Source organism: Actinoplanes nipponensis (genome assembly GCF_016862275.1).
Lineage (GTDB): Bacteria > Actinomycetota > Actinomycetes > Mycobacteriales > Micromonosporaceae > Actinoplanes > Actinoplanes nipponensis.
Window position 1 is genome coordinate 32610 of sequence record NZ_BOMQ01000098.1, and the last position, 14690, is coordinate 47299.

Sequence of the window (14690 nt, forward strand, 5' to 3'; positions counted from 1 at the left end):
CCTGCCCACGCAGTGCTCCGCGGTCAGGGGCAGTGGGTCCCGAGATCGACAGGACCTAGGTCCCGATTGCCCGGGCCCTCCGGGCCCGGGCGGTCACCGCAGGGCCAACGCGACGAACGCCACACCCATCGCCGCGCACAGCGTGCCCAGGCCCATGACCAGCACCGTGATCTGCCACGCCTGGTAGGCGCCGAGCAAGGTCCCGCGCAGGCTCTGCCCCATGAACGCGGTCTCGCGCAGCCGGCGCAGCCGCTCGTCGGTGCGCGCGCCCGCCTGCCACTCCTCGGCGATCTCGGCGTAGGTACGCCCGCCGGTGGCCGCGGCGACGTGACCGGCGATCAGGTCCGAGTAGGCGCGCGCCTCCGCGCCGGTGTGGACGGTCCGGCCCGCGTACCGGGACAGCGCGGCGGGCAGCCCGTCGCCGGCCGGGAAGGTGATGTGCTGCTCGGTCAGTTCCCGCGAGACGGTCCGGCGGCCGGCCACACCCTGAACGATCATGATCGGGGCGGCGACGAGCAGGGCGCCGCCGACGAGGAGGAGAATGAACTGGATCATGCGATCCAGCCTGGTGCCGTACAGCGGCGGCGACCAGGGCAGCCGGTCCCCCACTCCCGGGACCTGTGCCCATCAGATCATGGTGCGTCGCGGCCGGCCGCCGCACCGGCCGAGGCGTCGACGACGGCGCGCAGTCCCGGGCACTGGCGCCGCAGCTGACGTTCCAGCCGCTGATGCAGGGTGATGCGGGCGGCGGGGCAGCCGTGGCAGGCGCCGCGGAGGCGCACGGTCACCACCCCGTCGCGCACATCGACCAGGTCGATCCCGCCCCCGTGCGAGCGGGCGAACTGCCCGGCCGTTCCGTCCAGGAGCCCCCGCACCAGCACCCGCAGCGTCGCGTCGGCCGCCCGGCCGTCGTCGGCGGCGACGGTCCAGCCGGCCGGTTCGGCGAGGGCCGCGTGCAGGGCGTCCCGGATCCGGGGCCCGTCGGCGGCCCAGCTGCGGCCGGCGCCGAGGGTGGTGACCACCGCGGCCGGTTCCACCGTGGCCCCGGCGAGGGTGCCGTCGGTGAGCAGCGCCGCCAGCGCCGCCGGGGCGCCGCGGAGCGGGCCGGTCACGCCGAGCAGGCCGGCGGGGACGATCCAGCGGAGCCGGTTCCCGTCGCCCGGGTACGCCTGGGGATGCAGGGGGATCATGGCCGCCCTACCCGCCGACCAGGCTCACCACGGTCCGGGCCAGGTAGGCCATCAGCCAGGCCGTCACGGTGAGGTAGGTGAAGGCGAGCGCCGGCCACCGCCAGGTGCCGGTCTCCCGCCGGATCACGCCGACGGTGGCCATGCACTGCAGCGCGTAGGCGAAGTAGACCAGCAGCGCGGCGACGGTGGGCGGGCCGAACACCCGCTGACCGGCCCGGGGTCCGTCGGGGTAGGTCATGGCGCGCAGCGCCGCGGCCGGGTCCGCCGGGTCCCCGGCCGCGGCGACCTGGCCCAGGGTCGCGACGAACACCTCCCGGGCCGACTGGGCCGACAGCACGCCGACGGTGATCCGCCAGTCGAAGCCGAGCGGTTCGAAGACCGGGGTCACCAGGCGGCCGAGACCGGCCGCGTAGCTGTGCTCGACGGTGTAGGTGGACACCGCCGCCGGCCGCCCGGTGTCGACGCCGGCCGCCCGCATCTGCGCCGTCGAGTGCAGCGGCAGGTTCAGCAGCAGCCACAGCGCGATCGTGGTGGTCACGATGATGGTGGAGCACTTGCGCAGGAACGACCCGGCGGAGGTCCACACGGCGATCAGGACCGACCGCGGCGACGGCAGCCGGTAGGGCGGCATCTCCAGATAGAACGGCACGAGCGGCCCGCGCCGGTCGCCCAGCTTCTTGAAGCCCCAGGCGGCCACCATCGCCGAGACCGCGCCGAGCAGGTACAGGCCGAACATGACCAGGCCCTGCGCGCCGAACGGGCCGATCCGGGCCGACCGGTCGACCAGCAGGCCGATCAGCAGGACGTAGACCGGCAGGCGGGCGGAGCAGGTGATCAGCGGCGCCGCCATCATGGTGGCGATGCGGTCGCGGGCCGACGGCAGGGTCCGGGTGGCCATGATGCCGGGGATCGCGCAGGCGAACGAGGACAGCAGCGCGACGAAGGCGCGGCCCTCCAGCCCGGCGCGGGCCATCACCCGGTCCATCAGGAACGCCGCCCGCGACAGGTAGCCGACGCCCTCCAGCAGCGACAGCAGCAGGAACAGCAGCATGATCTGCGGGAGGAAGACCAGCACGCCGCCGACCCCGCCGAGCAGGGCGTCGCCCAGCAGCGAGGCCAGCCAGCGGCTGTGCACGTGCGCCGCCACCAGGGTCGAGAGCCAGCTGAACAGCGCCGCCACCGCGTCCTGGAGCGGGGCCGCGAGGGTGAACAGCGTCTGGAAGAACACCACCATCACGGCGAAGAACACCACCGTGCCCCACAGCGGGTGCAGCAGCACGGAGTCGACGCGCCGGGTGACGCGGTGCTGCTCGGCGGCCCGGTAGCCGGCGAAGGCCAGCACCGATTCCACCCAGGCGTCGCGCTGGGCGAGGTCGGTGGGCGGGGCCAGCGCGGGCACGGGCCACCGGGCCCACCCGGCCAGCCGGTCGCCGAGCTCCGTGATGCCCCGCCGGCGGTGGCCGATCACCGCCACCACCGGCACGCCCAGGGCCGGCCCGAGCGCCTCGACGTCCAGGGCGCCCTGGCGGCTGGTCAGCTCGTCGGTGAAGGTGACCACCACGCAGGTCGGCAGGCGGCGGGCCAGCACCTGCGCGACGAAGCCCAGGGACCGGCGCAGGGAGGTGGCGTCGACCACCACCAGCAGCGCATCCGGCCGGGGCACGCCCTCGAGGCGGCCGTCGAGCGCGTCGACCACGATCTGCTCGTCGGGGCTGACCGCCTCGAGGCCGTACGTGCCGGGCAGGTCCTCGATGACGTACCGGTGCGGGCCCACCCGGCAGGCGCCGACGAACCGGGACACGGTCACCCCGGGATAGTTGCCGGTCTTGCCCCGCAGCCCCGTCAGGGCGTTGAAGATGCTGGTCTTGCCCGCGTTGGGCGCACCGACCAGGGCGATGTGCGGCGCCGCGGTGGCAACAGCGCCCCCGCCGCCGCCGTCGTGGCACCCGGCGCTCATCGGCGTGCCTCGACCACGTGGACGCACGCCGCCTGCTCGCGGCGCAGGCACAGCTCGTAGTCCTTCACCCGGTAGATCACCGGGTCGCGCAGCGGCGCCCGGCGGAGCACCCGCACCACCGCGCCGGGGGTGAACCCGAGATCCGCCAGCCGGGTCGCTGTGGCCGGGGTCGGGGCGGCGACGTACGCGACCGTCGCCGACGCGCCCGGGTCCAGCGTGGCCAGCGACCGGGTCGCGGCGTCCGCCGTCCGTGCGGCAGGTCTGCTCCTGATCATCGGTGACTCCCACCCGGTGCCCATCTGTAAGGGGAGGCTAATCTCGCGCCGCGCGGCCGACCCGTGCCCTTGGTCCCGAGTCTTCCGGGACCCTGCGTCACGGGTGCGGTGTGACATGGAACCCTCCCGGGGTTTTGATGCCGTTCGGCGTTATAACGTTATGCACCATGGAAACCCCACGGAAAGGCCCCACCGGGGAGACGATCGACACCCCCCGCCACCGGGCCCTCGGCTCCGACAGCCGGGTGACGATCCTGCGCCTGGTCCGGGGCGCCGCGGGTGGCATCACCGCCGCCGAGGTCGCGGCCCGCACCGGGCAGCACCTGTCCACCACCCGGGCCCACCTGGACCGCCTCGCCGATTCCGGGCTGCTGGTCAAGGCCCGCGCCAGCGGCGGGCAGCCGGGCCGGCCGGCCTGGCGCTACCGCGCGGCCGCCGGTGACGCGGCGCCGGCGCCGGCGCCCTACCGGGCCCTGGCAGCCGCCCTGCTCGACCACCTCACCGGGGCCGCGGGGGACGTCCGCGAGGCCGCGGCGCAGGCCGGCCAGGGCTGGGGCCGGCACCTCGCCGCGGCCGCCCCGCAGGCCGGCGACCCCGTCGACACGGTGGCCGGCGTGCTGGACGGCCTCGGCTTCAGCCCGCAGCTCCAGCCCACCGCGGCCGGCGCCACCACGGCGGAGCTGCACCTGCGCACGTGCCCGTTCCTGGAGTTGGTGGGCCAGAATCCCGACGCCATGTGCGGGCTGCACCTCGGCGTGGTCCGCGGCATCCTCGAGCACGACGACGCCCCGGCCGACTCCGTGGTGCTGGAGCCGTTCGGCGCGCCCGGCGCCTGCCTCCTGCGGCTGCCGGCCCGGACGCCGGCGCCCGGCGGGCAGCCGTGAGCAGGCCGCCCGGGGTGCCGGTCCGATGGCGGCTGCCGGTGCTCGCCGCCGCGGCCGCCGCCCTGCTCACCGGCCTGTACGCGGGCCTGCTGCTGCTCGGCGTCCCGGTCCCCGCGCCCGCCGCGCCGGTGGCCGAGGTGCACGGGCCGGTGCTGGTGTTCGGCTTCGTCGGCACCCTGATCGCCCTGGAACGCGCGGTCGCGCTGGGCGCCCGCTGGGCCCTGCTGGCCCCGGCGTGTTCCGGCGCGGGCGCCCTGGTGCTGGTCGCGACCGGCCCCGGCCCGGTCGGCCAGGTGCTGCTCATGACCGCGTCGGTGCTGCTGCTGGGCGGCTACCGGGCCCTGTGGCGCCGCGGGCCCGGCGTCGCGCTGCTCGCCCAGGGCTGCGGCGCGTTCGCCTGGTACGCGGCCACCCTGCTGTGGCTGGCCGGCTTCGCGATCGCGGAGATCGTGCCGTGGCTGGCGGTCTTCGTGGTGGCCACCATCGCCGGGGAACGCCTCGAACTGACCCACGTCGCCCCGCGGCACCGGCACGCCGAGCGGTGGTTCCTGGCCGCCCTGGCCGCTCTTGTGGCCGGCGCGACCGCCGCCTCCCTGTGGCCGGCGGCCGGGGCGCACCTGTTCGGCGCCGGCCTGCTCGCCCTCACCGCCTGGCTGGCCGGCAACGACGTCGCCCGCCGCACCGTACGGGCGCGGGCCCTGCCCCGCTACGTCGCCGTGGGCCTGCTCGCCGGCTACGGCTGGCTGGCGCTGGCCGGCCTGCTGTGGGCGGGCGCGGGCGCCACCCTGGACGGTCCCCGCTACGACGCCACCCTGCACGCCGTCTTCCTCGGCTTCACCATGTCCATGATCTTCGTGCACGCCCCGGTGATCCTGCCCGCCGTGCTGCGCCGCCCGCTGCCGTACCACCGCGTGCTCTACGCCCCGCTGGCCCTGCTGCACCTCTCGCTGCTCGTCCGGGTGGTGCTGGGCGACGCGGCGGGATGGCGGCAGGTGTGGCGCGGGGCCGGCGTCACCAACGTGGTCGCCGTGCTCGCCTTCGTCGGCTGTGCCCTGGTGCTGTCGCTGTGGCGCCGCGCGCCGGCGTCGCGCCCGGGCCCGGGCCCGGCGAGGGTCGCGGCGGTGGCCCCGTGACAGCCACTGTGGAGGGTCGTACCGGGCGGGCGAGTTGGCACCGCCGCGCCGGCCTGCTGCCGTTGGCGTACCTGGCCGCGCTCGTCGTGGTCGCGATGATCCACCCGATGCTGCCGGCCTGGCGCTGGCTCGCCATCCACCTGCTGCTGCTCGGCGCGGTGACCAACGCGATCCTGGTGTGGAGCGCCCACTTCACCGTCGCCGTGCTGCGCTGCCCCGCGCCGGCGAGCCGGCGCGGCGAGGCGCTGCGGCTGGCCGGGCTCAACCTGGGCGTCGCCGGGGTGCTGACCGCCGGGGTGACCGACCGGCCCGCGCCGGGCCTCGCCGGCGCGGCCCTGGTGTTCGCCGCGGTCGGCGCGCACCTCGCCTGGCTGGCCGGGCGGCTGCGGGCCGCGCTGCCCGCCCGCTTCACGGTGACGGTGCACTACTACCTCGCCGCCGCGGTGGCCCTGCTGACCGGGATTCCGGTCGGGGCGTGGATGCTCGCCGCCGACAACGACAGCCGGCCCCGGCTGCTGCTGTTCCACGCCCACGTCAACCTGCTCGGCTGGGTGACGCTGACCGTGCTCGGCACGCTGCTCACGCTGTGGCCGACGGTGCTGCGGACCCGGATGGCCGACGGCGCGGTCCTCGCCGCCCGGCGCGCCCTGCCGCTCGCGGTGGGCGGTATCGCGCTGACCGGTCTGGCCGTGCTGGCCTGGTGGCCGCCGCTGGCCGCCGGCGGGCTGGCGCTGGTCGCCGCGGCGGTGACCGTCACGGCGCTGCCGGCCGCGCAGGCCGCCCGGCACCGGCCGCCGGCGTCGTTTCCCGGCTGGTCCATCGCCGCCGGCGGCGGCTGGCTCCTGGTCGCCCTCGCGGTCGACGCGTGGTGCCTGCTGTCCGCGGACGGCCCGGCCACGGCGGCCGACCGCTTCGGCGCCGTGCTGGTGCCGCTGCTGGCCGGCTTCGTCGCGCAGACGCTGCTCGGGGCGCTGGCCTATCTGCTGCCGATGGCCCTGGGCGGCGGGCCGGCGGCCGTCCGGGACCGCACCGAGCGGCTGGACCGGCACGGGGCCCAGCGGGTCGCCATGACCAACGCCGCGCTGGCCGTGTTCGTGCTGCCGGCGCCGCCGTACGTGCGGATCACCACCTCGTTGCTCGTCCTCGCCGCTCTGCTGCAGTTCCTCGTCCCCGCCCTGCGCATCCTCCTCGCCGCCCGGAGCCGACCGTGACACCGACCGCGCCGCCGCCGGCCGCGCCACCCCGCCCGCTGGGCGGCGTGGCCACCGGCCTCGCCCTCGTCCTGCTCGCCGTGCTGGTCGGGGTGGCGGCCCAGCGGGTCACCGACCCCGCGACCGCGGTGACCGCCGCATCGTCCGTCGCGTGGAACGGGCACACCACCACCGTGGCCGTCACCGCCGACGGGATGCGCTTCCACCCGGACCGGATCACCGTCCCGGCCGGCGACCGCCTGATCATCGAGCTGACCAACCGCGACCGGCGCCGCCACGACCTGGTGCTGGCCACCGGCCCGAGGTCGCCGATGGTGGCGAGCGACGGCGCCGCCCGCCTCGACGCGGGCGTCATCGGCGGCCTCGTCGAGGGCTGGTGCTCGCTGCCCGGCCACCGCCAGGCCGGCATGCGGCTGACCGTCACCACGACCGGCGCCGCCGCGGCCGCCCCGGCCGCCGGGCCCGGGCACGACGCCCCGGCCGCCGGGACGGCGCCGGCCATCGACGCGATGGCCGAGCCCGGCGCCGGCTTCACGGCCCGCGACGCGACCGCGCCGGCCCGGCCCGCCGGCCGGCGGCACCGCGTGGAGCTGCGGGTGCAAGAGGTGCAGCGCGAGGTCGCGCCCGGGGTACGCCAGCGACTGTGGACGTTCAACGGCACCGCACCCGGCCCGGTCCTGCGCGGCCGCGTCGGCGACACGTTCGAGATCACGCTGATCAACGACGGCAGCGTCGACCACGGCATCGACTTCCACGCCGGCGCGCTGGCCCCGGACGAGCCGATGCGCCCCATCGAGCCCGGACAGCGGCTGACCTACCGGTTCACCGCCACCGCGGCCGGCATCTGGATGTACCACTGCTCGACCATGCCGATGCTGCTGCACATCGGCAACGGCATGTACGGCGCCGTCATCATCGACCCGCCCGACCTGCCCGCCGCCGACCGCGAGTACGTGCTGGTGCAGTCCGAGCTCTACCTCGGCCCGGACGGCGAGCCCGGCGACCTGGGCAAGATGCAGGCCGAGACGCCGGACGCGGTGGTGTTCAACGGCTACGTCAGCCAGTACGCCCACCGGCCGCTGACCGCCCGCCCGGGGGACCGCGTCCGGTTCTGGGTGCTCAACGCCGGCCCCAACCGCACCAGCGCCTTCCACGTCGTCGGCGTCCAGTTCGACACCCTCTACCGTGAGGGCGAGTGGCACCTGCGCCCGGCCGACCCCGGCGCCGCCCAGGTGCTCGACCTCGCCCCGGCGGCCGGCGGCTTCGTCGAGACCGTCCTGGCCCAGCCCGGCCACTACCCGTTCCTCAGCCACCTGGTGGCCGACGCCGGCCGCGGCGCCCGCGGCACCATCGAGGTCAGGTGAACCCGCGATGACGACCAGCAGCACCCGCTCCCCGGCCCGCCGGCGCAAGGGGGCCCGGCAGTTCATCCCGCCGCAGCACGGCGCCTGGGCGATGCTCGTGGTGCCCTGGCTGGCCGGGGTGCTGGCCGCCGGATTCCACTGGGCCCACCTGCCGCTGTTCGGCGCCTGGCTGGCCGGCTACCTGTTCTCCTACTACGCGCTGCAGGCGGTCAAGACCCGCCGGGTGGCCCGCTTCCGGCCGCAGCTGCTGCTGTACGGCCCGGTCACCGCCGGGCTCGGCCTGCTCGTGGTCCTCGTCCGGCCGCAGGTGCTGGCCTACGCCCCGGCCTACGCGCTGCTGCTGGGGGTGAACATCGGCTACGCGCGGCGACGCCGGGAGCGGGCGCTGCTCAACGACGCCGCCTCGGTCGCCCAGAGCTGCCTGATGGTCCTCGTCGCGGCGACCGTCGCCGGCGTCGGCGTCGGTGCGGTCGTCCCGGCGTTCGTCACGGTCCTGCTGTACTTCACCGGCACGGTGCTGTACGTCAAGACCATGATCCGGGAGCGGGAGAACCCGGCCTACTACCGGGCCTCGGTGCTCTTCCACGCGGTGGCCACCGGGGTGGCGGCGTACCTCGGTCCCGTCGTCGCGGTCGTGTTCGCCCTGCTGCTGGCCCGCGCCGCCGTCCTGCCCCGGCACGGGCTGGCGCCCAAGCAGGTCGGCCTCATCGAGATCGCCGCCTCCGCCCTGGTGCTGGCCACGGCCGTGACGCTGTGACGGGTCCGCTCAGCGCGGGGACCAGCGGGAGCGGCCGGCCCGGGCGGCGGGCGCGGCCGCCGGGCCGCCGGACGGCAGCAGCGTCTCCTCCAGCGGCCGCCGCGGGGTGGACCGCACCGGCCGCCCGTCGCCCACCCGCAGGACGATCTGCGGCCAGGCCGAGGAGACCGCGTCGGCCAGCCGCGCCCGGGTGGCCGCCAGCTCCGCCGGCTGGCTGATCAGGCCGGTGGCGAGGCCGAGCGAGGTGGCCGTCAGCAGCACGCGTTGCAGCGCCTGCCCCGCCCGCAGGTGGTCGAAGACCGTGTCGCCCGCGGTGGCCAGGACCAGGATGGCCGGATCGGATTCGAACGGCGCGGACGGCAGCGGGAAGGCCAGCGCCTCGGCGAAGTGCCGGACGGGCAGCGTCCGGAGGCGGTCGGTGGGGCCCATCGCCCGCACCGGCACGCCGTCGCGGCGCTTGGCCCCGCCGGCCGTCCAGCGGCCCAGTTCGGCGCGGTAGCCGGGCCGGCCCCGCAGCTCGAGGTCGGCCGTGCGGGCCAGCTCCAGGACGGCGCTGGTGGTGTCCGGCCCGGCCACGCTCAGGAACGCCCCCTCCCGGCGCGCGGCATCGGCCAGCTCGCCGAGCGCCGCCGCGGGCACCGGCCGCGGGCCGAACGGCCACCGGTTGGTGTGCCGGTGCGGGATCGCCTCGGCGAGCAGCTCGGCGGCCGGCGTGGGCACGGCGAAGCGGGCCGCCGTCAGCCGGGCCACCAGGTCGGGTTCGCCGGCGTCGGGGAACAGCTCCAGACCCGGCACGAAGCCGTGACGCCGGAGCGCCACGCGCAGCGTGAAGACCGCCGCCCCGACGCTGATCATCATTTCCCGGCCGGACGGGTCGAGCACGGCCAGTCGCCGGCTCTGGTCGGCGTGGACGTCGACCCGGCCGCGCCCCACCCGGAACCGCCAGGGCTGGCTGTTGTGCAGGGACGGCGCCAGCACGGCCGTGCGAACGGCGTCCATCAGCACGGTCCGGGACGGCGCGGCGACGGTCATGATCTGCTCCCCTTCGGCCAGGTCCGGTCAGCTCTCATGCTCCCGGCGAGCCCGCCCGCGCAGCAGGGCCGGACGTCCCGTCGCCGCGGGCCGCCTCCCGCGCGGCGACGACGCGGGCCGCGGCCACCAGAGCGGCGAACTCGTCGGGATCGAGCAGGTAGGGATAGGGGCATTGCCGGGGGCCCGGCGCGAGGCAGGCCCCGCAGGGGCGCGACGGGTCGACGACGCACTTCAGCTCAGGACGCATGCCCGGCTCCTCAGGTCGGAACGCTGATCGCGTTCCCCACCACCCAGTCTGGCCCGGCGGGCCGCCGGGCGGACGGGCCCGACGGCCCGCGCGGGCAGGGCGGGCGGCCCGGCGCGGTGACCGGCTCGCGCGGCCCGCGCCGCGGACCTGCCCGCGGGAACGGGACCATGGGCCCTGCCGGTCAGTTGATCTCTGCGCGAGGCTCGCGATCATGGATCTCGTACCGCCCGGGTCGCTGCGGCCGCGCGCCGCCGACGTCCGCTGCGCCGTCACCGAGTTCGGTCTGACCACGGCGTTCATGGCCACCGTGTTCGGGCTCGTCCGCTGGGGCATCGGCACGATGGCCCCGGACGGCCCGGTCGCCGACCTGCGCGTCCGGGTGGTGCTCGTGTCGGCGCTGGTCGGCCTGGTCATCGTCGGGTTCGCGGTCTCGCCGCCGGGGCGCTTCAGCGGCGCGCACATGAACCCGGCGATCACCCTGGGCCTGTTCGCCTCCGGAAGTGTCCCGGCCCGGCGGGTGCTGCCCTACCTGGTGGCCCAGAGCGGCGGGTCGATCGCCGCCGCCGCGCTCACCGGGCTCCTCTGGGGACCGGCGGTGTCCGGGCCCGGCGTCCGGTGGGCGGTCGTGCAGCCCGGGGCCGGCTGGACCGGGCCGTCGGTCGCGGTCGCCGAGGCGGCCACCCTGGCCGTCATCGTGGCGCTGATGTGCTGGGCCCCGGCCCGCCGGCCGGCCTGGCCGCTGGCCTGGCTGGTGGGTGGCCTGTTCGGGCTGCAGGGCGCGGTCCTGGGGTCGCTGACCGGAGGCTCGGCCAACCCGGCGCGGCAGCTGGGTCCCGCCCTGTTCTCCGGCGAGGCCCACCTGCTCGCCGTCTACCTGATCGCGCCGGTCGCCGGCGGGGTGCTCGCCGGCGGGGTGGCGCGCCTGCTCCGGGCCCGGCCCGCGCCGGGTCACACCCGCGCCGCCGACGACCGCCTGATCCGGGCCGCCGGACCGGCATACTGGGCCGGTGACCGACGTCGTCACCTTCGGGCGGGACAAGCCGCCCTGGCGGCCGTCCCGGCGCCTGCTCGGGGCCGGGATCGTGGTGCTGGCGGCCGTCGCGGCCGGGACGACGGCCACCCTGGTCCGGGGTCGCGGACCGGCCGCGCCCGTGGTGGCGAGCCGGGCGCCGACGACCGCCACCCCGTCCTGCCGGCCGGGCCCGGGCCCGACCGCCACCGCCGCCCCGGCCGCTCTGATCATCGCCTGCGCCGCCCGCCCCGGTTCCGCCCTCGACCGCCGCGACCTCACGGCTGAGCGCGGGCCGTGGACCGTCGTGGTCCGCCGCCGCGACGGGAGCCTGGGCCGGCACGGCGCCGTGGTCACCTTCCCCGTCCCGGCGCCGCCCGCGACGGCCCGCACCCTCGACGTCGGCGGGACGCCCGGCCGGGCGGGGCCGGACACGGTGACCTGGCCGCTCGCCGGGGCGTACGCCCGCGTCCGCGGCGACCTGCCGGAGCGCGCGCTGATCGCGATCGCGGCCCGCACCACCGCCTCCCGCGGGCGGCCGGCGGTGCGTCCGCCGGCGGGCTACGCGGTCGTCAGCCGCGGGCCCTACCGGCCACCGGCCATCCACGAGATCCGGTACGGCAGCGCCGACCTGGGCGAGCAGGCCACGCTCGGCGGCGGCCTCACCTTCACCGGCGTGGCCCGCGGCGGCGGGTTCGAGGACCGGCTGTACGCGACGCCGGGCGCCGTCGGTGGGCTGGTCGGCGGCCGGCCCGCCGTGGTGTCGATGGCGTTGGGCGGCAACGCCGCGCTCGCCTGGGAGCCGGCGCCCGGCGTGGTGGCGTACGTCGGCTACAGCGGGTCGTCCCCGGGCGGCGGGACGGTGGCCGCCCTGCACCGGCTGGCGCAACGGGCCCGCCCGCTGGACGCCGGGCAGTGGCGGGCGGCGCGCCCGTCGACGGCCGACCAGACCAACGAGCCCGGCTGAGCGGTGGGTCAGCCCAGGACCACCGCCAGCGTGTGCCGTCCGCCCGATCCCGCCGCCACCAGCACCTCGCTGCCGCGGGCGGTGGTCCGCTGCCGGGAGGCCACGGGACGGCCGTCCAGGCGTACCGCGGCCACGGTCGCGCCCGCCGGCAGCACCGCGCCCAGCATGAGGCCGGCCCGCAGCGCCGCCCGGACCGAGACGGTCAGGGTGCGCCCGGAACGGGTCGCGGTCACGTCGAGCGAGCCCCGGCCGAGCCGGATGTCGTGCCCGGCGATGCGCTGCCGGCCGGGCGGCAGCGCGGGCACCACCGACAGCCGGCCGCGGCCCAGGTCCGGGTCGACGCCGAGCTGCTGGCGCACCACCGGCCAGAGCACCCCGTAGGCGCCCCAGGCCTGCAGCACGCTGGAGCGGCTGAGGAAGTCCCGCTCGATGTTGGCGACGAAGTCCGGCGACGGCGCCACCTCGGGCATCGCGCCGGGCATCTCCCAGACCGCCGGGTCGAGCTGGATGCGGGCGTTGCCGGTGGTGTAGCGGCGCTGCGGCCCGAGCCGGCCGTAGTTGCCCTCGGCGACGGCCATCACCGCGGTGTTCAGCGAGAAGGTGGCCCGCTCGGCCGGCACGGTGGACACCACGCTGTCGCAGGACGGGCCGGGGTTGCCGGCCGGGGCGCTGGTCGGGCCGCTGCCGGTGTGGAAGAGCCCGAACTCGCCGGTGTAGCAGTCGCGTTCCCGCTGCGCCAGCCCGGCCCGCGCGTGGGCCGGGGCGGCGAGCGGGCCGCCCGGCAGCTCCGCCTCCATCGGGGTGAGGCCGGTCCAGTGCCGCTGGAACACCTTGCCGTCGCCGGGGTCGCTCAGCGAGTCGGCGTACGCGGCCGCGTCACCGCCGTACCACCAGGTCCGCTCGAAGGCCCGCTCGCGCCGCTCGGCCTGGGCGTTCGCCCACCCGGCGATCGCGCGGTCGCCGCGGGACGCGGCCAGCTCGGCCAGGTCCCGCAGTCCGCGGATGGTGTAGACGGCCACGTCGAGCTTCTCCGCGCCCATCCCGGCCCGCTCCACGTTGCCCAGTCCCTCGGGCCAGCCGTCGGCGTCGGCGTCGAGCCCGGTCACGTGGCGCATGGCCCGCACCGCGAAGTCGTACATCTCGTCGCGGAACGCGTCGTCGCCGGTCCACCGCCAGATCAGCGCCACCGTGCTGGGGAACTTGGCGCTCTCGTCGGTGTTGCCGGGGTCGTCGTTGGCGCCGAAGTAGACCTGACCGTCCGGGGTGACCTCGTGCACCACCTTGCCCGACCCGCCGTTGACGATCTCACTGATCGCGCGCAGGGTCCGCAGGTGCGCCTTGATCGGCTCGAACTGCCCGGCCGCCACCGAGGCGAACGCGGTGTACTCGGCGTCGGTGGCGAAGATCCACGGGTAGTCCGGCCAGCCGGCGCCCACCCAGCGGGCGACGTCCACCGTGCCGGCCGGCGGCGGGAACTGCGTGCCCTCGCGGCTGGCGAACACCTTCAGGCCGTGCGCCTCCTGCACGGAGTCGGCCAGGTTCTGCTTGGACCATGCCACGCTGCGCTCCAGCAGGGGGTCGCCGGGCAGGTCGACCCGGGTCCGCGCGGCGACCTCGGCGCGGGCGGCCAGCTTGCGGGCCACGGCGCGGGCCGGGGAGCGCAGGACGCGCCGCGACTCGCCCGTGGCCGCCGCGACACCCTGGTCCGAGCCGGCCACCGCGAACCAGACGGTCCGCCCGGTGCGCGGCACGTCCAGCGTGTAGGTGAGCCGGCCGCCGGCGCCCCGGCCGTACGGGCCGTCGTCGCAGCGGGGCGGCGCCGGGTCGGCCACCGGGCACACCACGGCGGGCTCCTGCGGGCCGCGGTGGCCGGGGCCGAGCGCGTGGCCGTCCGGGGTGAGGGCGCTGCCGACCACGGCGGCGTACTCGTGCGGCCGCGCGCCGGTGGCCGTCTCCCGGAAGACCAGGTTGCGCCCGTCGAAGCCGCCGGTGTCGGGCAGGTTGACCGTCTCCTGGCTGGGGGTGGTCCAGCCCCACGGGTACGCCGACAGCAGCTCCGAGTGCGCGTCCACGTCCAGCGTGACCCGCCGCGCGGGCCCGCCGAGGGTCAGTCCGACCAGCGCGGCCCGGGCGCCGTCCGGCATGACGTCGGTACGCCCGATCCGCGTCCCGCCCGGCCCGGCCAGCTCGGTCCGCACGAACCCGGGGCCGCTGATGAACCGGGTCGCGCTCAGCCACTGCCCGTCGACGGCGAACCACAGGCCGTCCAGCAGCTTGATCGGGGGGCTCCAGAAGCCGCCCATCTCGCCGCGGATGTGCCAGCCGGTCGCCGGGTAGCTCCCGTCCTCGGCGCCCACCTCGTAGGCGCGGTCGCCGGTGGCCACGAACCGCCGGTCGGCCAGGCGGCGCTGCTCGGACAGCACGCCGGGGGACGCGGCCCGCTGCGCCGCGCGAACGGCCGGCGCGCCCGCGGCGGCCGCCGCGGGTGCCGGGGGGCCGGCGACACCGAGCGCCGTCAGAACGGCGACCAGGGGGGCCAGGGCAAGTCGCGGGTGGATGCTGCCTCGGACACGGCGCATGCGGGCCTCCCTGCGGATCGACGCTGATCGCTGACCCCACCGTGCCGCCGGTCATTCATGAACGCAAGTCGCCGGGAGCGCCTGA

The 14690-nt window shown here is 77.0% G+C and carries 14 protein-coding genes; 7 read left to right on the forward strand and 7 right to left on the reverse strand.

The window, feature by feature from the left end; all coding sequences use genetic code 11:
- Nucleotides 1–93: 93 nt before the first annotated feature.
- The 4 genes from Ani05nite_RS38955 to Ani05nite_RS38970 all read right to left on the reverse strand — a co-directional run bounded on the left by Ani05nite_RS38955 (nt 94) and on the right by Ani05nite_RS38970 (nt 3422).
- Entirely contained in the window at nt 94–555 is a 462-nt protein-coding gene (locus Ani05nite_RS38955; protein WP_203776896.1) for a hypothetical protein, read from the reverse strand.
- A 77-nt stretch (nt 556–632) separates the two neighbouring features.
- Nucleotides 633–1190 carry a NifU family protein gene (locus Ani05nite_RS38960; protein WP_203776898.1) on the reverse strand — a complete coding sequence of 186 codons (558 nt, stop codon included), beginning with the start codon at nt 1188–1190 and terminating at the stop codon, nt 633–635.
- A 7-nt stretch (nt 1191–1197) separates the two neighbouring features.
- Nucleotides 1198–3147, reverse strand: a complete 1950-nt coding sequence (feoB, locus tag Ani05nite_RS38965; RefSeq protein ID WP_203776900.1) for a ferrous iron transporter B — start codon at nt 3145–3147, stop codon at nt 1198–1200.
- On the reverse strand, nt 3144–3422 hold the full coding sequence (locus Ani05nite_RS38970; protein WP_203776902.1) for a FeoA family protein: 279 nt from the start codon (nt 3420–3422) through the stop codon (nt 3144–3146). The genes feoB and Ani05nite_RS38970 overlap by 4 nt, the downstream gene beginning before the upstream one ends.
- Before the next feature lie 167 nt (nt 3423–3589).
- Between Ani05nite_RS38970 and Ani05nite_RS38975 the strand changes: the two genes are divergently transcribed.
- From Ani05nite_RS38975 to Ani05nite_RS38995, 5 genes are read left to right on the forward strand one after another with little or no spacing between them, the layout of a single operon-like run.
- On the forward strand, nt 3590–4306 hold the full coding sequence (locus Ani05nite_RS38975) for a helix-turn-helix transcriptional regulator (protein ID WP_203776904.1): 717 nt from the start codon (nt 3590–3592) through the stop codon (nt 4304–4306).
- Nucleotides 4303–5439: a DUF8744 domain-containing protein gene (locus Ani05nite_RS38980; protein ID WP_203776906.1), complete on the forward strand. Its 1137-nt coding sequence runs from the start codon at nt 4303–4305 to the stop codon at nt 5437–5439. Before Ani05nite_RS38975 ends, Ani05nite_RS38980 begins: the two co-directional genes overlap by 4 nt.
- Nucleotides 5436–6650 (forward strand): hypothetical protein, encoded by a 1215-nt coding sequence (locus tag Ani05nite_RS38985; protein ID WP_239131075.1) that lies wholly within the window; start codon nt 5436–5438, stop codon nt 6648–6650. The genes Ani05nite_RS38980 and Ani05nite_RS38985 overlap by 4 nt, the downstream gene beginning before the upstream one ends.
- Nucleotides 6647–8014, forward strand: coding sequence for a multicopper oxidase domain-containing protein (locus tag Ani05nite_RS38990; protein ID WP_203776908.1), 1368 nt, complete (start codon nt 6647–6649; stop codon nt 8012–8014). Before Ani05nite_RS38985 ends, Ani05nite_RS38990 begins: the two co-directional genes overlap by 4 nt.
- Nucleotides 8015–8021: 7 nt before the next feature.
- Nucleotides 8022–8771 carry a YwiC-like family protein gene (locus tag Ani05nite_RS38995; protein WP_203776910.1) on the forward strand — a complete coding sequence of 250 codons (750 nt, stop codon included), beginning with the start codon at nt 8022–8024 and terminating at the stop codon, nt 8769–8771.
- A gap of 9 nt (nt 8772–8780) precedes the next feature.
- Here the strand turns inward: Ani05nite_RS38995 and Ani05nite_RS39000 are convergent, their stop codons facing one another.
- Nucleotides 8781–9803: an Acg family FMN-binding oxidoreductase gene (locus Ani05nite_RS39000; protein WP_203776912.1), complete on the reverse strand. Its 1023-nt coding sequence runs from the start codon at nt 9801–9803 to the stop codon at nt 8781–8783.
- Between the two features lie 34 nt (nt 9804–9837).
- On the reverse strand, nt 9838–10050 hold the full coding sequence (locus Ani05nite_RS39005) for a hypothetical protein (RefSeq protein ID WP_203776914.1): 213 nt from the start codon (nt 10048–10050) through the stop codon (nt 9838–9840).
- Between the two features lie 211 nt (nt 10051–10261).
- Between Ani05nite_RS39005 and Ani05nite_RS39010 the strand changes: the two genes are divergently transcribed.
- Together Ani05nite_RS39010 and Ani05nite_RS39015 are read left to right on the forward strand one after the other, a co-directional pair.
- The gene (locus tag Ani05nite_RS39010) at nt 10262–11347 is read left to right on the forward strand and encodes an MIP/aquaporin family protein (protein WP_203776916.1); all 1086 of its coding nucleotides are present in this window, start codon (nt 10262–10264) and stop codon (nt 11345–11347) included.
- A 19-nt stretch (nt 11348–11366) separates the two neighbouring features.
- Entirely contained in the window at nt 11367–12026 is a 660-nt protein-coding gene (locus tag Ani05nite_RS39015; RefSeq protein WP_203776918.1) for a hypothetical protein, read from the forward strand.
- Between the two features lie 8 nt (nt 12027–12034).
- On the opposite strand, the gene Ani05nite_RS39020 is transcribed toward Ani05nite_RS39015, so the two are convergent.
- On the reverse strand, nt 12035–14605 hold the full coding sequence (locus Ani05nite_RS39020) for a glucosidase family protein (RefSeq protein ID WP_203776920.1): 2571 nt from the start codon (nt 14603–14605) through the stop codon (nt 12035–12037).
- Nucleotides 14606–14690 lie beyond the last annotated feature (85 nt).